The sequence below is a fragment of the Micromonospora wenchangensis genome (assembly GCF_002210435.1).
Lineage (GTDB): Bacteria > Actinomycetota > Actinomycetes > Mycobacteriales > Micromonosporaceae > Micromonospora > Micromonospora wenchangensis.
Map to the genome: position 1 here is coordinate 1 of NZ_MZMV01000048.1, position 16,808 is coordinate 16,808.

Annotated in this window: 13 protein-coding genes; 1 reads left to right on the top strand and 12 read right to left on the bottom strand. The window is 75.3% G+C overall.

All coding sequences use genetic code 11. From position 1 onward, the window contains the following. Window positions 1-1,189, bottom strand: a 1,189-nt coding sequence (locus B5D80_RS23940) for a PQQ-dependent sugar dehydrogenase (RefSeq protein ID WP_144081749.1), incomplete at its 3' end; no start/stop codon positions are given. 170 nt (window positions 1,190-1,359) lie between these two features. Here B5D80_RS23940 and B5D80_RS23945 point away from each other — a divergent pair. Continuing rightward, complete coding sequence (locus tag B5D80_RS23945) at window positions 1,360-1,926, top strand: hypothetical protein (RefSeq protein ID WP_088646183.1); 567 nt, start codon at window positions 1,360-1,362, stop codon at window positions 1,924-1,926. A gap of 67 nt (window positions 1,927-1,993) precedes the next feature. On the opposite strand, the gene B5D80_RS23950 is transcribed toward B5D80_RS23945, so the two are convergent. From B5D80_RS23950 to B5D80_RS24000, 11 genes are all read right to left on the bottom strand, one after another. Then, window positions 1,994-3,142 carry an LLM class flavin-dependent oxidoreductase gene (locus tag B5D80_RS23950; RefSeq protein ID WP_088646184.1) on the bottom strand — a complete coding sequence of 383 codons (1,149 nt, stop codon included), beginning with the start codon at window positions 3,140-3,142 and terminating at the stop codon, window positions 1,994-1,996. An 18-nt stretch (window positions 3,143-3,160) separates the two neighbouring features. Continuing rightward, on the bottom strand, window positions 3,161-4,228 hold the full coding sequence (locus B5D80_RS23955) for an LLM class flavin-dependent oxidoreductase (protein ID WP_088646185.1): 1,068 nt from the start codon (window positions 4,226-4,228) through the stop codon (window positions 3,161-3,163). After that, window positions 4,225-4,746, bottom strand: coding sequence for a GNAT family N-acetyltransferase (locus tag B5D80_RS23960; RefSeq protein ID WP_211291626.1), 522 nt, complete (start codon window positions 4,744-4,746; stop codon window positions 4,225-4,227). Before B5D80_RS23960 ends, B5D80_RS23955 begins: the two co-directional genes overlap by 4 nt. Beyond that, window positions 4,743-6,098, bottom strand: coding sequence for an NtaA/DmoA family FMN-dependent monooxygenase (locus B5D80_RS23965; RefSeq protein ID WP_088646186.1), 1,356 nt, complete (start codon window positions 6,096-6,098; stop codon window positions 4,743-4,745). The genes B5D80_RS23960 and B5D80_RS23965 overlap by 4 nt, the downstream gene beginning before the upstream one ends. 16 nt (window positions 6,099-6,114) lie before the next feature. Beyond that, window positions 6,115-7,323 (bottom strand): LLM class flavin-dependent oxidoreductase, encoded by a 1,209-nt coding sequence (locus B5D80_RS23970; RefSeq protein ID WP_088646187.1) that lies wholly within the window; start codon window positions 7,321-7,323, stop codon window positions 6,115-6,117. A gap of 16 nt (window positions 7,324-7,339) precedes the next feature. Further along, on the bottom strand, window positions 7,340-8,974 hold the full coding sequence (locus B5D80_RS23975; RefSeq protein ID WP_088646188.1) for a dipeptide ABC transporter ATP-binding protein: 1,635 nt from the start codon (window positions 8,972-8,974) through the stop codon (window positions 7,340-7,342). Then, a complete protein-coding gene (locus B5D80_RS23980) occupies window positions 8,974-9,867 on the bottom strand; it encodes an ABC transporter permease (RefSeq protein ID WP_088646189.1) in 894 nt (297 codons plus the stop codon). The genes B5D80_RS23975 and B5D80_RS23980 overlap by 1 nt, the downstream gene beginning before the upstream one ends. A gap of 2 nt (window positions 9,868-9,869) precedes the next feature. Then, a complete protein-coding gene (locus tag B5D80_RS23985; protein WP_245854943.1) occupies window positions 9,870-10,799 on the bottom strand; it encodes an ABC transporter permease in 930 nt (309 codons plus the stop codon). After that, entirely contained in the window at window positions 10,796-12,427 is a 1,632-nt protein-coding gene (locus B5D80_RS23990) for an ABC transporter substrate-binding protein (RefSeq protein WP_088646190.1), read from the bottom strand. Before B5D80_RS23990 ends, B5D80_RS23985 begins: the two co-directional genes overlap by 4 nt. Window positions 12,428-12,798: 371 nt before the next feature. After that, the gene (locus B5D80_RS23995) at window positions 12,799-13,338 is read right to left on the bottom strand and encodes a flavin reductase family protein (RefSeq protein WP_088646191.1); all 540 of its coding nucleotides are present in this window, start codon (window positions 13,336-13,338) and stop codon (window positions 12,799-12,801) included. A gap of 317 nt (window positions 13,339-13,655) precedes the next feature. Then, window positions 13,656-16,736 carry a VWD domain-containing protein gene (locus B5D80_RS24000; protein WP_088646192.1) on the bottom strand — a complete coding sequence of 1,027 codons (3,081 nt, stop codon included), beginning with the start codon at window positions 16,734-16,736 and terminating at the stop codon, window positions 13,656-13,658. Window positions 16,737-16,808 lie beyond the last annotated feature (72 nt).

Consider the following 16,808-nt stretch of genomic DNA (forward strand, 5'->3'; position numbering starts at 1 on the left):
GCGGCGTCGTCGGCGGCGGCGTCGTCGGCGGCGGCGTCGTCGGCGGCGGCGTCGTCGGCGGCGGCGTCGTCGTCGGCGGCGGGGTGGTGGTGGGCGGCGGGGTGGTGTCCTTCGGCGGGAAGCGCAGGATGCGGTCGTCGGTCGACGCCGGGGTGCCCCGCCCGTCCCGGTTGCTGGTGGTGACCCAGAGCCAGCCGTCCGGCCCGTACTCGACGGTGCGCAGGCGGCCGTAGGCCCCGGTCAGCTCGGCGGTCGGGGTGCCGACCCCGCCGGTGCCGGTGAGCGGCACGGTCCACAGCCGGGTGCCGCGCAGGGCGGCGACGAAGAGCCGGTTGCCGGCGACCGCCGCGCCGCTCGGGGACGCCTCGGCGGTCGTCCAGACCAGCAGCGGGTCCCGGAACCGGGGGTCGTTGGCCCGGCCCTCGACCGTGGGCCAGCCGTAGTTGCCGCCGGGCACGATGAGGTTGACCTCGTCCCAGGTGTTCTGCCCGAACTCGGCGGCGTAGAGCCTGCCCTGGGCGTCCCAGGTCAGGCCCTGCACGTTGCGGTGTCCGAGGCTGTAGACCAGGGAGCCGGCCGTCGGGTTGTCCGACGGCGTCGACCCGTCCGGCCGCATCCGGAGGATCTTGCCGTTGCGGCTCTGCGGGTTCTGCGCGTTGGCGGTCTGCCCCGCGTCACCTACCCCGGCGTAGAGCATCCCGTCCGGGCCGAAGGCGATCCGGCCGCCGTTGTGGATGGTGGAGCGGGCCAGGCCGGTGAGGATCGGCTCCTGGTTCTGCGGGGCGCTGAGCCGGAACCGGACGATCCGGTTGTCCGTCGCGGTGCTGAGGTAGACGTAGACGTAGCCGTCCTGGGCGTACCCCGGGGAGACCGCGAGGCCGAGCAGGCCGCCCTCGCCGGTCGCGGTCACCCCGGCGATCTGCGCCACCTGCTCCGGGGTCTGCCCGGGGCGGACCCGCACCACCTGGCCGGAGTTGCGCAGCGCGGTCAGGGCGCTGCCGTCGGGCAGGAAGTCCATCCCCCAGGGCACGGTCAGGCCGGTGGCGACCACCTGGGGCCGGGTGAAGTCGAAGTCGCCGACGGCCAGGGTCGTGGCGGCCGGGGCCGGGTCGGCCGGCGCGGCCCCGGCGAGCGTGGCGGTGCCGACGCCGGTGGCGGCAAGCCCCGCCACGACCGCTGCCGCCACCATCGAACGGACTCTCACGTCGGGCACCTCCGAAGCAGTAAGTGACTTGCGTCAATATATCCTGACCTCGGTGAAAGCCGCAGCGGTGGACGAAACCGACGCCCGCCGGCGGTCCTCCCGCCGACGCCGACCGGCACGGCGGCCCTGTCGGGGGCGGCGGCTAGCATCCGCCGGTGACCCTCACCCCTGACGACCTGACCGGCTACGTCGAGCGTGACCTCGACGCCGATCTCGCCCGCTGGTTCGCCGACCGCCCACCCGTCGTCGTGCCCGCGTCGACCCGGCCGGTGACGCCGATGCTCGACCGGCTGCCACCGCCGGCCGCCACGGCGTTGGCGGCGTTCGACCGCCGCGTCCGGTCCGGGCGGATGCCCCGGTTTCTCGACATCCACGACTGGTCCTACGGCTTCGACTTCGCCGCCAACGACTGCCAGCTCCTCGACGCCGACTACCGGCCGACGCTCACCGACGACGACGTCTACTCGATCGGCGCCGACGGCGGCGGCAACCTGCACGTGGTCCTCGCCAGCGGGCAGGTCGGCCTCTGGTTCCACGAGGAGGAGGTCGTCGAGGGCGGCACCCGTTTCGACACCCTCGACGTCTTCCTCTGGTCGGTCGTGCGCTACCACGCGGTGCGGGCGGGCCGGCTGGATCGGGCCGCCGTCGAGCCCGACTTCCGATCGCTGGGCCAGGACGGCGTCCTGCGCCCCGAGGTCGGGCTGCTCAGCACGATGCCGTGACGCGCCACCCCGACCCGGACACCCCCGATCCGTGCCGCCGGCCGGGCCGGGGTGGGCACGCCTCCCGCTAGCGGGCCCGACCGGTGTCGCCGGACTGGGCCCACTCCTTGGCCAGCAGCTGGTAGGACCGCACCCGGTCGGCGTGGTCGTGGGTGATCGTGGTGACCAGCAGTTCGTCGGCGTCGGTGACGTCCCGCAGGGTGCGCAGCCGCTCGGCGACCGTGTCCGGCGTGCCGACGAACCTGGTGTCCAGCCGGTCGGCGACGAGTTCCCGGTCGGCGTCGGTCCACGGCAGGGCGGCGGCCTGCTCGGGGCTGGGGTACGGGATCGCGCCCACACCGCTGCGGATGCTGTTCACCCAGTGCCCGTACGGGGTGGCCAGCCGACGCGCCTCGGCGTCGGTGTCGGCGACGACCACGTCGGCGGAGACCACCAGGTAGGGCTTCGCCAGCACCGCCGACGGCCGGAACGCCGCCCGGTACGCGGTGACCGCGTCGAGCACCGTCGCGGGGCTGACGTGGTAGTTGGCGGCGAACGGCAGGCCCCGCGCCCCGGCGAGTCGGGCGCTCTCCCCGCCACTGCTGCCCAGCAGCCACACCTGCAGGTCCGCCCCCTCCCCCGGTACGGCGTGCGCGTCGAGGCCGTCGGCGTCCCGGTAGTCGCCGCGCAGCAGCGCGAGGATGTCGTCGAGCTGCCCGGCGAACCCGGGCGGTCGCGCGCCGGCCTGGTGCAGCAGCGCGGCGGCGAGGGCGTACCGGGGTGCGGCGGCGAGGTGGGCGTAGGAGAACGGGGCGGGGATCAGCAGCCCGTCGACCACCCGGGCCCCGGCCGGCGGTGCGACGGGCGCGGCGGGTTCCCGGGCGGCGTCCGTGCGGGGCGGTCCGGACCGGCCGATGCCGAGGTCGATGCGGCCCGGGTGGAGGGTGGCGAGGGTGCCGAACTCCTCCACCACCGACAGGGCGGTACGGTGCCCCACCAGCAGCGCGCCGGAGCCGACCCGCAGCACGCTGGTGGCCGCGGCGACCTGCCCGATCAGCACGGCCGGAGCGGCGCTGGCCACCCCGGCGGCCAGGTGGTGTTCGGCCACCCAGTAGCGGCGGTAGCCGAACTGCTCGACCCGGCGGGCCAGGTCGACGGTGTGCCGCAGCGCGTCGGCGACGGTGCCACCGGCGGGCACCGGCGACAGGTCGAGCACGGACAGCGCGGTCGATGGCATGGGTGACCCCGTTTCTGCTCAGAGCGGCGCGGCGGCGGACGCCGGCGGACGGAAGGGACGGCTGGGGATCTCCCGGCGCAGCACGGGTGCCACCTCCGCCTGGAACAGCTCCAGGCTCCGCCGGTGTGCCTCGGCGGTCAGCCCGTCCTGGTCGGCCCGCAGGTGCATCACCTCGTGGCCGAGCTGCCCGTGCTGGCGCAGCACCTTGTCGACGATCTGCTGCGGGCTGCCCACCAGCAGGGAGCTGCGGGCCACGGCGTCCTCGATGGTGGGGAAGACCGGCTCCACGCCGAGCCGGCGGGACGCGGCGACCCGGGCGTCGAAGATCGGCCGGTACGTCTCGACCGCCTCCTGCGAGGTGCGGGCGGCGTAGAAGCCGGCGGTGCCGGCCCCGACGAGGGCGTCCGCCGGGTCGTGGCCGTGGTGCACCCACCGTTGCCGGTAGTACCGGACCAGCTCCGCGTACGGCTCGATCGGGTTGACGACGTTGGCGGAGAAGATCGGGTCGCCGTGGCGGGCGGCCAGGTCGACCGAGTCCCGGCTGGTGGCGCTGCCGTGCCAGATCCGGATGGTCTCCTGCAGCGGGCGGGGCCAGGTCTCGGCCTCGGTCAGCGCCGGCCGGTACCGGCCCGACCAGGTGACCCGCTCCTCCCGCCAGAGCCGGCGGAACAGCTCGTAGCCCTCCCGGCTGCGGTCCCACTGGTCCTCGGCGGTGACGCCGAAGAGCCGGGCCTGGGCGGCGCCGTTGCCCTTGCCGATGATCAGTTCCAGCCGGCCGTCGGAGAGGTGGTCGAGGGTGGCGTAGTCCTCGTAGGCGCGGACCGGGTCGAGCAGGCTCAGCGTGGTGACCGCGGTGAACAGCCGGATGGTGCGGGTCCGGGCCGCGATGTGGCTGAGCACCACCGGCGGCGCGGAGGAGATGAAGGGGCGTTCGTGGCGTTCGCCGACGCCGAAGCCGTCGAACCCGAGTTCCTCGGCGAGCACGGCGGCCTCGACCACCTCCCGGAACCGTCCGGTGGTGCTCCGCAGCCGCCCGGTGACCGGGTCGGGCAGGTGGGTGATCAGCGTGACCAGCAGGACCTTCATACCGGGACCGGAGCCTTCCGTCGGGTGCCGGGCTGGATCACCAGCGCGAAGCACCGGGAGTAGGGCAACGCATCGTACGGCGGGAAGACCGCGATCGGCCGGTAGCCGGCGCGTTCGTAGCGGCGGACCGCGTCGGGCTGACGGTCACCTGTCTGCAGGACGATCCGGCCCGCGCCGAGCTGCCCGGCCGCCTCCCGGGCGGCGTCCAGGAGCTGGTCGGCGATGCCCCGCCCCCGGTGGGCGGGTGCCACGTACATCCGTTTGAGTTCCAGGTCGCAGCCGTGCCAGCGCAGCGCGGCGTGCCCGACCGGGGTGGCGTCGGCGGTGTAGGCCACCCCCGTCCAGGCCACCGAGCCCGGCGCGAACACCCGTTCCGGGGGCAGGTGGATCGGGTCGTACGGGCGGTCGGCGTACCGCTGGCGCAGCTCCCCGGTCATCGCGGCCCGCAGGGCCACCGCGTCCGGGTCGTCCGGGCGCAGCCGGCAGACGGTGACCGGAGTCGCCTGCGCGGCGGTCACGCCGCACCGACCCGGGTGACCGGGCGGGCGGCCCGCAGGCCGAGATGCTCCCGCAGGGTGGTGCCGGTGTACTCGGTGCGGAACACGCCACGTTCCTGCAGTAGCGGGACGACCCGGTCGACGAACTCGTCGAGCCCGCCCGGGGTCAGGTGCGGCACCAGGATGAACCCGTCGGCGGCGTCGGACTGCACGAAGTGGTCCATCTGCTCGGCGACCCGCTGCGGGGTGCCGACGAACGACTGCCGGCCGGTGACCTCGATGACCAGGTCGCGGATCCCGAGCCCCTTCTCCCGCGCCAGCGCCCGCCAGCGCCGGGCGGTGCCGACCGGGTCCGGGTACATGCCGGCCCGGCCCCGGCTGATCGTGGCGGCGTCGACGTCGGGGTCCTCCACCGGCAGCGGACCGTCCGGGTCGTACCCGGACAGGTCCCGGTTCCACAGCTGCTCCAGCAGCAGGATCGCGGTCTGCGGGCTGACCTGCTGGCGACGGATGTGGTGGGCCCGTTCCTGCGCCTCGGCGTCGGTGTCGCCGAGCACGAAGGTCGCCCCGGGAATGATCTTCAGTTCGTCCGGGGTGCGGCCGTACCGGGCCAGCCGGGCCTTGACGTCCCGGTAGAACTCCCGCCCCTCGGCCAGGGTGCCGTGCCGGGAGAAGATGGCGTCGGCGCTGGACGCGGCGAACTCCCGGCCCTCGGGCGAGTCGCCGGCCTGCAGGATCACCGGGTGCAGTTGCGGGCTGCGCGGCACGGTGAAGTGCCCGGCGATGTCGAACTGGTCGCCGTGGTGGGCGAAGACCCCCGGGTCGGCCTCACGGACGTACCTGCCGTCGGCGCGGTCACCGACGATCGCGTCCGCCGGCCACGACTCCCACAGCCGGCGGGCGACCCGGACGAACTCGGCGGCCCGCTGGTAGCGCAGCGACCGGTCGAGGTAGCCGCCCCGGCGGAAGTTCTCCCCGGTGAACGCGTCGGAGGTGGTCACCACGTTCCAGGCGGCCCGCCCGGCGCTGAGATGGTCCAGGGTGGCCAGCTGCCGGGCCAGCTCGTACGGCTCCCGGAAGGTGGTGTTCAGGGTGCCGGCCAGCCCCAGGTGGGTGGTGACGGCGGCGAGCGCGGCCAGCACGGTGAGGGTGTCCGGCCGGCCCACCACGTCCAGGTCGTGGATCCGGCCGCGCTGTTCCCGCAGCCGCAGGCCCTCGGCCAGGAAGAAGAAGTCGAACCGGCCGCGTTCGGCGGTGCGGGCCAGGTGGACGAAGGAGGCGAAGTCGATGTGGCTGCCGGAGGCCGGGTCGCTCCACACGGTGGTGTTGTTCACGCCGGGGAAGTGCGCGGCCAGGATGATCTGCTTGGGCATGGGTCCTCTCCGGGGGTCAGCGGGGGCCCGCGACGGCGTACCGGTTGGCCGGGCGGGGCAGCCCGAGCAGGTCGCGCAGCGTGCCACCGGGGTAGCCGGCGCGGAACAGGCCCCGGTCCCGCAGCGCGGGCACCACCGCCCGGGTGATCGTGGTCAGGTCGTCGGGCAGCACGGCGGGACGCAGCCGGAACCCGTCCACCCCGGCCCGCCGCCACCCGGCGAGCAGGTCGGCGAGCTGCGCGGGGCTGCCGGTGAAGGTGGCCGCGTCACAGGTGTGCGCCGTCCCGTGCAGCTCGTCCAGCCGGTCCCGACGCCGTCGGGCCGCCGCCGGGGTGTCGTCGAGCAGCACCTGCAGGTCGGCGAGGATCCGCAGGGGCGGCCCGCCGCGGCCGATGGTCTCCTCGACCGCCCGGACCTCGGCGACGACGGTCTCGGCGTGCGCGGCGTCGGTGGGGGTGACGAACACGACGTCGGCGTGCCGGGCGGCGAACGTGTACGGCACCGTCGCGTGGGCCAGCACGGCGACCACCGGTTGCCCCTGCGGTGGCCGGGGCACGATCGACGGGCCCTTGACCGAGAACCACCGGCCGGTGAAGTCGGTGTAGTGCAGCCGGTCCCGGTCGACGAACCGTCCGGTCGGGGCGTCCCTGATCTCCGCGTCGTCCTGCCAGCTGTCCCAGAGCCGGCGGACCACCTCGACGGCGTCGGCGGCCTCGGCGAACAGGTCACCGACGAGTCGGGCCCGCTCGGGTTCGGCCAGTCGGGTCGGGTCCGGCGGGGGCAGCTCCCGCCGACCGAAGTGCCCGGCCTCGGCCCGGCGGGCGGAGATCCGGGGCCGCCAGCCGGCCCGGCCGCCGCTGACGTGGTCGAGGGTGGCCACCGCGGTCGAGACGTGGAACGGCTCGGTGTGGGTGACGCTGGTGGTCGGGACCAGCCCGATGTGCCGGGTCAGCGGGGCGATCCGGGCCGCGACCAGCAGCGCGTCGAGCCGGCCCCGGAGCTGGTCGACCCGGCCGTCCGGCCCGTCGGGCAGGGACGACTGGAGGTCCAGCGAGTCCTCGATGGTGACCAGGTCCAGCGCGGCCTGTTCGGCCTGCCCGACCAGGGCGGCCCACCAGCGGGGGAACAGCGGTGCCGCCGGGTCGGCGTGGGACAACCGCCAGGCGGCGGGATGCCAGCCGAGGCCGTCGAGGGCGACGGCCAGGTGCAGGGTGGGTTCGGGCATGGGTTCTCCTCCTCGGTCAGCCGGCGGTGACCAGCGTGGGCAGCGCGTCGAGCAGGGACCGGGTGTGGTCGTGCCGGGGGTAGCTGAAGACGTCGCCGACGGGGCCCTGCTCGACCACCGCGCCGTCGTGCAGCACCAGCACCCGGTCGGCGAGGTGGTGCACCACGCCCAGGTCGTGGGAGATGAACAGCAGGGCGGTGCCGTCGGCGGCCCGCAGGTCGGCCAGCAGGTCGAGGACCTGGGCCTGGACGCGGACGTCGAGGGCGGAGACCGGTTCGTCGCAGATGATCAGGCTGGGCCGGGGGGCGACGGCACGGGCGATGGCGACCCGTTGCCGTTGCCCGCCGGACAGCGACCGGGGGTGCCGGTCGAGCAGGTCGGGGCCGAGGCCGACCCGGCGCAGCAGGGCGACCACCCGCTCGGTGCGGTCCGGTCCCGGGTCGAGGTTCTCGGCGACGAGCCGGCCCACGGTGTACCGGGGGTCGAAGGAGCCCAGCGGGTCCTGGGAGATCAGTTGCAGTCGGCGGCGCAGCGGACGGCGGGCCCGCTCCGGCACCCCGGACCACCGGGTCGACTCGAAGGTGACGGTGCCGGCGTCGGCGGCGAGCAGGCCGGCGACGAGCCGGGCGACGGTGCTCTTGCCGGACCCGGACTCACCGACCAGCCCCAGCGTCTCGCCCCGGGCCACGCTGAACGACACGTCCCGCACGACGGTGTGCGGGCCGTACCGTCGGGTCAGGCCGACCGCGTCGAGCACGGTGTCGTCCGGGCGGACGGCGGGCCGCGCCGGCAGCGGGGTCCGCGCCAGTGCCGGCACCGCGCAACCGTCGCGGACCCGGGCCGGTTCGCTGAGCCGACGTCCCCGGGACGAGGCCGACGGCACCGCCGCGAGCAACTGCCGGGTGTACGGGTGCTGCGGCGCCTGCAACAGCCGGCCGGTCGGCCCCTCTTCGACGATCCGGCCGTCCCGCATCACCAGGACCCGGTCGGCCACCTGGGCGACCACCGCCAGGTCGTGGCTGATCAGCAGCAGACCGACCCCGGCGGCCCGGCGTTCGGCGAGCAGCCGCAGGACCTGCGCCTGCACGGTGACGTCCAGCGCGGTGGTCGGTTCGTCGGCGACGAGCAGCACGGGTTCCCCGGCGATCGCCGAGGCGATCAGCGCCCGCTGCCGCAACCCGCCGGAGAGCTGGTGCGGGTACTGCCGGGCCCGCCGGGCGGGTTCGGGCACGTGCACCTGGTCGAGGAGGTGGGTGACCCGGCCGGCGCGTTCCCGCCGGCCGACGATGTCGTGCGCGGCGAGCACCTCGCCGATCTCCGCACCGACGGTGCGCAGCGGGTCGAGGGAGACCAGCGCGTCCTGCACCACCAGCCCGGCGAGCCGGCCCCGCACCCGCCGCCAGTCCCTGGGTCGGTACGCCCGCACGTCCCGGCCGGCGAGGTCGAGCCGGCCGGCGCGGACCCGGGCGTCGACGCCGGCCAGGCCGACCAGGGCACGGGCGGTGACGCTCTTGCCCGAGCCGGACTCCCCCACGATCGCGACGCACTCGCCGACCCCGACGGTGAGGTCGATGCCCCGGACCGCCGCCACCGGGCCGCTCGGGGTGTCGAAGGTGACGTGCAGGTCCTCGACGGCGAGCAGCGGGCCCATCAGGGACGCCGCCCGTCGAAGCGGGCCTGCCAGTGCCGACCGACGACGGTCAGCGCGACCACCGTCGCGGTGACCGCCGCACCGGGCAGCACCGTCATCCACCAGGCCACCTGGAGGTAGTTGCGCCCCTCGGAGAGCATCGCGCCCCACTCCGGCGACGGTGGTTGCGGGCCGAGGCCGAGGAAACTGAGCCCGGCGGCGGCCAGCACCGCCTCGCCGAGCCCGATCACGGCGAGTACCGGTACCGGGCCGAGCACGTTGGGCAGCACGTGCCGCCACACCAGCCGGGGTCGGGACAGGCCGAAGCTGACCGCCTGTTCGACGTAGCCGGCCCGGCGGACCAGCAGGGTCTGCCCGCGTACCACCCGGGCGTGGTGCGGGAGGGTGGCGATGCCGATGGCGACGAGCAGGCTGGCGGTGCCGGGGCCGGTGACCGTGATGAACAGCAACGCCAGCAGCAGCAGCGGGAACGCCGACAACGCGTCGAAGGACCGGCTGAGTGTCTCGTCGGCGAACCGGTGGGCCAGCCCGGCGAGCAGCCCGAGCAGCACCCCGCCGGTGACCGCGATCCCGGTCGCGGCGAGGCCGATGGTCAGCGAGTGCCCCGCGCCGTGCACCACCCGGGTCCAGACGTCACGGCCGAGCTGGTCGGTGCCGAACCAGTGCGCCGGGTCGGGTGCGGCGAGCGTGGCACGCGGGTCGGCGGCGAGCGGGTCACCGGGGGCCAGCAGCGCCGGGAGGACCGCCGCGACGACCAGCAGGACGAGGTACGCCCCGGCGACGAGCAGGCCGGGTCGCGGCCGGGTGCGGCGTCGGCCGGCGGGGGTGGACGGGTCGGTGGCGAGCGGGACCGCCGCGCCGGCGGTGGGCGTGGGCCCCAGGGTGACGGTCATCGTCAGCTCCTTCGCAGGCGCGGGTCGACGAGCAGGCAGGTCAGGTCGGCGGCGGTGTTGACCAGCACGTAGACGGCGGCGGAGAGCGTCACCACGGCCAGCACCACCGGCATGTCCTTGCTGGTCACCGCGCTCAGGGTGACCTGGCCGAGGCCGGGGCGGCCGAACACCTGCTCGACGACGACCGCGCCGCCGAGCAGGACGCCGAACAACCAGCCGGCGAGGGTGACCGTCGGCAGCAGCGCGTGCCGCAGGGCGTGGCGCAGCAGCACCGCCCGCTCGCGGACACCCCGGGCGCGGGCGGTCAGCACGAACGGCTCGTCCAGCGCCCGGTCCAGGCCGTCGCGCAGCACCTGGGCGAGCAGGCCGGCGATGGGCAGGGCGAGGGTGAGCGTCGGCAGGACCAGGGCGGCGGGCCCCTGGTCGCCGGCGACGGGGAACAGCCCGTACCGGAAGGAGAGCACGCTGAGCAGCACGATGCCGATGAGGAACGGCGGGGTCGAGACCAGCAGCAGCTCGGCTGCGGAGCTGACCCGGCGCGGCCACCGGCGGCGACGGCCGGTGGTGCCGACCGCCACCACCACGGCCAGCAGCACCCCGAGGCCGGCGGCGGCGACGGCGAGCGTCGCGGTGGGGGCGAGCTGCTCGCCGATGACCTCGGCGACCGGGCGTTGCAGCAGGTAGGAGCGGCCCAGGTCACCCCCGGCCAACCGCCACAGGTAGTCGAGGTACTGCACGACCGGCGGCCGGTCCAGGCCCCACTCGGTGACGATCTGGGCCCGGATCTGCGGGGTGTCCGCGCCGTCGCCCACGATGCTGTCCACGGTGTTCCCGGGCGCGGCCAGCAGCGCCAGGTAGGCGGCGGTGGCGGCGGCCCACAGCACGACGAGTCCGGCGGCGACCCGACGGGCCACCGCCCGCAGCAGGCTCACCGCGCGATCCACAGGTCGTACGCGCTGGCCGGCACCCCGGCGGTGGGCTCGAACCGCACCCCGCCGACGGCGGTGCTGGCGGCGATCTGGTCGGCCGGGGCGTAGAGCGGCAGGGCGAGCGCCTGCCCGGCCACGACCCGCTGTTGCAGGGCGGCGTAGCTCTCGGCCCGCCGCGCGGGGTCGGTGGCGGCCTGCCCGGCCTCCAGGAGCCGGTCGAGCTGCGGGTCGGCGACCCGGGTGCGGTTGATGCCGCCGGCGGAGTGCAGCAGCAGGTTCAGCGCCGCTCCGGCGTCGGTGTCGGCGCGGGAGTTGTCGAAGACCTCGTACTCGTTGCGGTCGAACGCCTGCTGGGCGGTGCCCTGGTCGACCACGGAGACCTTCAGGTCGATGCCGGCGCTCTGTTTCACCGCCGCCTGCACGGCCTGGGCGAGCACGTCGCGGCGGTCCCGCACGTACGGGGCGGCCTGCACCAGCCGTACGGTGAGCCGCCGGCCGTCGCGGGTGCGGTAGCCGTCGGCGTCGCGGCCGGTCCAGCCGGCCTGGTCGAGCAGGCGGTTGGCCGCTGCGGTGTCACCGCCGTAGCTGCCCTCCAGCCGCTTGTCGTAGAGCGGGCTGGACGGGCTGACCACGCTCCACGCCCGGGTCGCGGTGTCCCGGTAGACCGAGGCCAGCACGGTGTCGACGTCGAGGGCCTCCCGGAACGCCTGCCGGACCCGCAGGTCGTCGAAGGGGGCGTGGGAGACGTTGAGGTAGTACGTGTAGGCGGAGCCGGAGTTCAGCTCGCGGGTCAGCCGCAGCCGCGGGTTGCCGGTGATCAGTGGCTGGTCGGTGGCGGGCACCCCCTCGATGAGCTGCACCTGCTGCGCGGTGAGGGCACCGACCCTGACCGCGGACTCCTTGAGGAACCGGTAGGTGATCTCGTCGAGGTGGGCGGGGCCGGTGTGGGTGGCGGTGGGCGGGGCCCAGTCGTAGCCGGGGTTGCGCCGGTAGTGCAGTTCCTGACCGGGGACGTAGCGGTCGAGCACGAACGGTCCGGTGCCGACGACGTCGACGCCGCCGGCCTTGAGGTTCCTGGCCTCCCGCAGCGACCTCGGGGACACCTGGGCGCCCTGCGGGGAGGCGAGGAAGTCGAGGATGAGCACGTCGGGGGCGGTCAGGGTGAGCCGTACGGTGTGCGGGTCGACGACCTCGACGGTCTTGAGGTGGCGCAGTTGCACGGCGGCGACGGCGGGGGCGTACCCGGGCTCGCGGAGTTTGTCGAGGTTGGCCTTGACGGCGGCGGCGTCGAACGGGGTGCCGTCGGTGAAGGTCACTCCGGTGCGTAGCGGGAGGGTGTAGGTCAGGCCGTCGGGGGTGGTCTGCCAGCCGGTCGCCAGCCAGGGCACGGGTCGGCCCTGCGCGTCGTAGGTGAGCAGTGACTCGAAGCTGTTCCAGACCAGCAGGCGGGCCTTGGCCTGCGCGTACTGGTGCGGGTTGAGGGTGATCGGTTCGGTCTCGACGGCCCAGGTGAGCGCGCCGCCGGGGCGGGGTCGCCCGGCGGCTTCGGCGGCCGGGGTGGTGGCGGTGGCGCAGCCGGCGAGGGCGAGCACGGCGGCGACGGCGAGGGTCCGCAGCGGGCGGACGGGCATGGCGGGTTCTCCTGTCCAGGCAGGCGATCGGGTACGCCGACACCCGGCCGGGCGCGGGGCGCGGGCCGGTGCGGTGTCGGGAAGGGTGCGGCGGTCAGCTCGGCGGTGAGCCCCACCTCGACGGGCCGGGGTGGCGCGTCGAATCCGGGTGTGGGTGCCGGGTCAGGCCAGACAGGAACTCGACCACACCCGACCGAAGTCGATGTGGCCGCGGATCGTCAGCCGCAGCTCGCTGGACATGGGTCGAGTCCACCTCGGGGTGCCGGAGGTGTCAACGGAACGCGCGACGGATGTCGGCTATCGCACCGAGGGGTGTCGATCCGTTGACGCAATACCTACTAAGGCTATAGGATTTACAGAGATTGCGTCCGTCAGGCGGCGGGGCGGCGGGTGACGCCCTCCGGGCCGCCGGCCAGGCCGGCGTAGCGGCCCCGGTGGTAGAGCAACGGCGACCCCACGTCGGCGTGCCGGATCAGCTCCGGCTCGGCGAGCACGATCGCGTGGTCGCCGACCGGCACCCGCTCGACCACCCGGCAGAGCAGCCAGGCCAGGGTGTCGTCGAGGATCGGCACCCCCTCCGGTCCGGCCTGCCACCGGGTCGGCGCGGCGAACCGGTCGATGCCGCTGGTCGCGAACGTACGCGCCAGGTCCTGCTGGTGGTGGGCGAGCAGGTGCACCGCCACGTGCCGGCTGCGGGCCACCGTGGGCCAGCTCGACGCGCCGAGGTTCAGGCAGAACGAGACGATCGGCGGGGCCAGCGACACCGAGGTGAACGAGGTGGCGGTGAAGCCGACCGCCGGGGCACCGGGGGCGGTGACCACCACGACCGTGCTGGCCTGGTGGCGCAGCAGCGTACGCAGGGTGTCGGCGTCGGCCTCGACCGGCGGTGGACGATGGTCGGAGTCGGTCATCGCAGGGGCCTCCCGCACGGGGGTCGAAGGGTCACGGCGGCACGGCGGACGCCGCGCGGGCCTACGGAATCGTCCCTGCCGGCGGCGACGGCGGTCGACGCCGCGATGCGGCGACCGCAGCCGGTCAGGCGGCGGGGGACGGCCCGGGACACCGCTGGGCGGCGACCCGCATCAGGTCGACGACCCGGCGGGAGGTGAACAGCCGGACGAGCAGCACCGGACCAGTTTCCTATCGAATCGATAGGATTTCAAGCCCCCGGCCGTCGCCGGCCCCTCCCCCGCTGATCCACGGGTCAGCGCGGGCCGACCGGCGACGGTCACCGGCGCAGGGTGAGGGTGACCGCGCCGGTGGCCGCGCCCGACGGGTCCACCACAACGGTGTAGTCGCCGGTGCCCGGCAGGACGGTCGCACCGATGCCACCGCCGCCGGCGACCACGCAGCCGGCGGCCACCGTCGCACCGTCGGCGTCGCGCAGGGTCAACGGGGAGCACTGGTCCGGCAGGGTGGCGTCGCTGGCCGTGACGGTCACCGACGTGCCGGCCGTGCCGGTGAACCGGTAGCCGAGCACCGCGCCGGGCCGGTCGACGGTGGCGACGACCGGCGGACCGTCGACGGTGATCGCACCGACCCGGTCGGCGGTGGCGAACAGCCGCAGCGCCACGGTGCCGACGGTACGGTCCACCGGGTCCACCGACACGGTGTACGTCCCGTCGGCGGGCAGCAGCGTGCCGTCGATCTCGCCGACGCCGCCGACGACGCAGCCGCCGTCGAGCCGCTGCCCGTCAGGGTCGAGCAGGTCCAGCGGGGAGCACTGGTCGGGCAGGGTGCTCTGCGGCACCTCGACTAAGACCCGCTGGCCGGCCCGGCCGGTGAACCGGTACCGGGCCCGGCTGCCCGGCGCGTCGAGCGTCGCGGTGACCACCGGCGCGTCCGGTCGCAGGGTGCCTGTGGTGTCCCGGGCCGCGTAGACCCGCACGGCGGCCCGACCGGTGCCGGCGCCGGCGTCGACCACCACCGCGTACCTGCCGTCGCGGGTGAGGTCGGTGCGGTCGATGTGGCCGAGGCCGCCGACGGTGCAGCCGCTGGCCACCTCCGTCCCGGTCGGGTCGAGCAGCCGCAACGGGGAACAGCCGTCGGTGAGGCCGGGCGCGCCGACGTCGACGAACACGGCGTCCCCGGCCCGGGCGGGGAAGGTCAGCGGCGCACCGCCCGGGGTCAGCGACCCGGTGGCGAGCGGGGTCGCGGCGATCGGCGCGGGGGCCGGCGGGACGATCCGCTCGGTGCCGACGCCGCTGACCGCGAACTCGGGGCGGCCGGTCACCCCCACGTCGAGGACGCACTCGGCGAGCTGCCGGGCGTCGGTGATGCCGGCCCACCGGCACACCTGCTCGGCGCGGGCCCGCCGGTTCGGGTCGAGGTCGTCGACGGTCACCTCCCGCTGCGGGAACTCCCGGTCGGTGAACGAGCCGGTGTCCTGCCCGTCGGCGTAGCTGAACAGGGAGGTGTCCCCGGTGACCCGCCAACCGTCGGCGTAGGACGGGTAGAGCTGTTCGAACGGCACGGGCTGGCGCAGGGCGGCCCCGGAGGGGGCGGCGACGTCGTCGGCCGGGTCACCGTCGAAGTCGCCGAGCAGCCCGTGGACCTTCCCGGCCCGGCCCGCCGCCAGCTTCACCAGCACCCGGTAGCCGTACGGGCCGATCGGGTCGACGGCGGCGGCGGAACCGTCGGGCCAGCGCAGGTCGTAGCCGTCGGCGGCACCGGTGTCGGAGTCGCGGCGGGTGAGCCGGCCCCCGCCGGGCAGAGCCGTCGCGCCCGGCGGCACGTCCCGGGCCGTGCCGTCGACGCGGACCTCGGTGTGGCCGTCGACCAGGGTGAGGGCGGCCCGGTGCGCGCCGAGGCGGAACGCGACGGCGGAGTTGACCGACACCGTCCGCGAGTCACCCATCGGCGTCTGCCGGACCTGCACCGCCAGCGGGTCACCTGAGGTGGCGGCGACCAGCACGAACTCGCCGACGGCCTGGAAGTCGTAGTAGTGCCGGTCGAAGGTGACCAGGTGCGGGTCGCCGTTGGTGCCGCCGCAGTCGCCCCCGTCCTCGCAGAGTTTCACCGGCCCCTTGGGCGGCGGGGTCTTCTTCTTGGGCTTCTTGCACTCGTCGAGGCTCTTGGGCAGGGTCTTGCCGGCGTACTCGGTGCGCGGCGGCAGGCCCTTCGCGGCCCGGTACCTGTTCTCCGCCAGGGTCGCCTTGACCTCGGCGGTCTTGATCCCGGTGCCCCCGCAGTCGCCCTGCGGCACGGCGTCGCGGGAGATGTCGTCGGAGTGGTTCAGCTCGTGGTACAGCGCCGCGCACGGGTCCCGGGCGACCCCGTCGCCGTACGGGTCGACCGAGGTCGGGTTCCAGGTCACCGTGGAGGAACCCTTGCCGTCCTTGCTGTCCGGGGTCTCGAACGAGCCCGACCCGCCCGGGGTGGGGACGATCCGCACCCGGGGGCTCTTGCCGTCCCTGAGCCGGGGCAGGATGCCCGCCGGGTCGCCGCCGGCCGCCGCGAACCCCTGGAGGCAGCCGTCGACGGCGGCCTGGAAGTCGACGCCGGGGACCGGCACCCCGGCACCCGGGTCGACCTGGTAGTCGGCCCGTGCCGGCCGGACGCCCCCGCCGACGACCGCGCCGGCGGCGACCAGCAGCAGCGCGACGGCGGCGGCCGGGCGACGGCGGGTCCGCCGCAGGAGCAGCAGCGCCAGCCCACCGACCAGCACCGTCAGCAGCAGCACCGCCCCGCCGAGCAGCCAGCGCCACCACCGCCCGCCGGGGGTGCCGTCGCCGACGGTGAACCCGACCGTGCGCAGTGCCGTCGTCCCCGTGCAGGGGTCGGTCAGTCCGGTCACCGGCAGCGTCGTCCAACTCGCCGTCACCTGATAGCTGCCGGGTGACCCGACCGGCCAGAGGGTGTCCAACCCGCCGCCGTCCGGGGTCGCCGTCACCGACCGCAGCACCACGGCGTCGTCGCCGTCGCCGTCGTGCACCCGGACGCCGACCAGTGGCACGGTCACGCTCTGCCCGGGTGCCAGGGTGACCGTGCCGGCGGTGGCGGCGGCGGCGATGCCGTCGCCGTAGAAGCTGCGCCCCAGGGCCGGGGTCAGCTCCCGCCCGTCCCGGCGGACCGAGGTCACCTGCACGGTGCCGTCGGCCACGGTGGCCAGCGCGCAGGCCGCGCCGGTGTCGTTGGTGACGGCGAGCGTCAACCGGACCGGTTCGCCCGGGGCGAGCCGGGGCGTGCTGGTCCGCAGGTCCAGCCCGAGGCCCCCGGCGGGCGGGGCGGCCGAGGCCGGCACCGGCCCCGCCGCCAGCGCCGCCGCGAGGACGGCGCACCCGCCGACGAGTCGCACGATCAGCGTCATGCGCGGCACTCTAGGGCCGGGACGCCCGTGCTCCGCTCGACTGTCGCGCATCGGTCGCCACCACCGCGACCA

Coding starts and splice junctions, on each gene's coding strand:
- B5D80_RS23995 (WP_088646191.1), bottom strand. CDS start 13,338: ATGACCGACTCCGACCATCGTCCACCGCCGGTCGAGGCCGACGCCGAC.
- B5D80_RS23975 (WP_088646188.1), bottom strand. CDS start 8,974: ATGGGCCCGCTGCTCGCCGTCGAGGACCTGCACGTCACCTTCGACACC.
- B5D80_RS23955 (WP_088646185.1), bottom strand. CDS start 4,228: ATGAAGGTCCTGCTGGTCACGCTGATCACCCACCTGCCCGACCCGGTC.
- B5D80_RS23980 (WP_088646189.1), bottom strand. CDS start 9,867: ATGACCGTCACCCTGGGGCCCACGCCCACCGCCGGCGCGGCGGTCCCG.
- B5D80_RS23965 (WP_088646186.1), bottom strand. CDS start 6,098: ATGCCCAAGCAGATCATCCTGGCCGCGCACTTCCCCGGCGTGAACAAC.
- B5D80_RS23950 (WP_088646184.1), bottom strand. CDS start 3,142: ATGCCATCGACCGCGCTGTCCGTGCTCGACCTGTCGCCGGTGCCCGCC.
- B5D80_RS23990 (WP_088646190.1), bottom strand. CDS start 12,427: ATGCCCGTCCGCCCGCTGCGGACCCTCGCCGTCGCCGCCGTGCTCGCC.
- B5D80_RS23970 (WP_088646187.1), bottom strand. CDS start 7,323: ATGCCCGAACCCACCCTGCACCTGGCCGTCGCCCTCGACGGCCTCGGC.
- B5D80_RS24000 (WP_088646192.1), bottom strand. CDS start 16,736: ATGACGCTGATCGTGCGACTCGTCGGCGGGTGCGCCGTCCTCGCGGCG.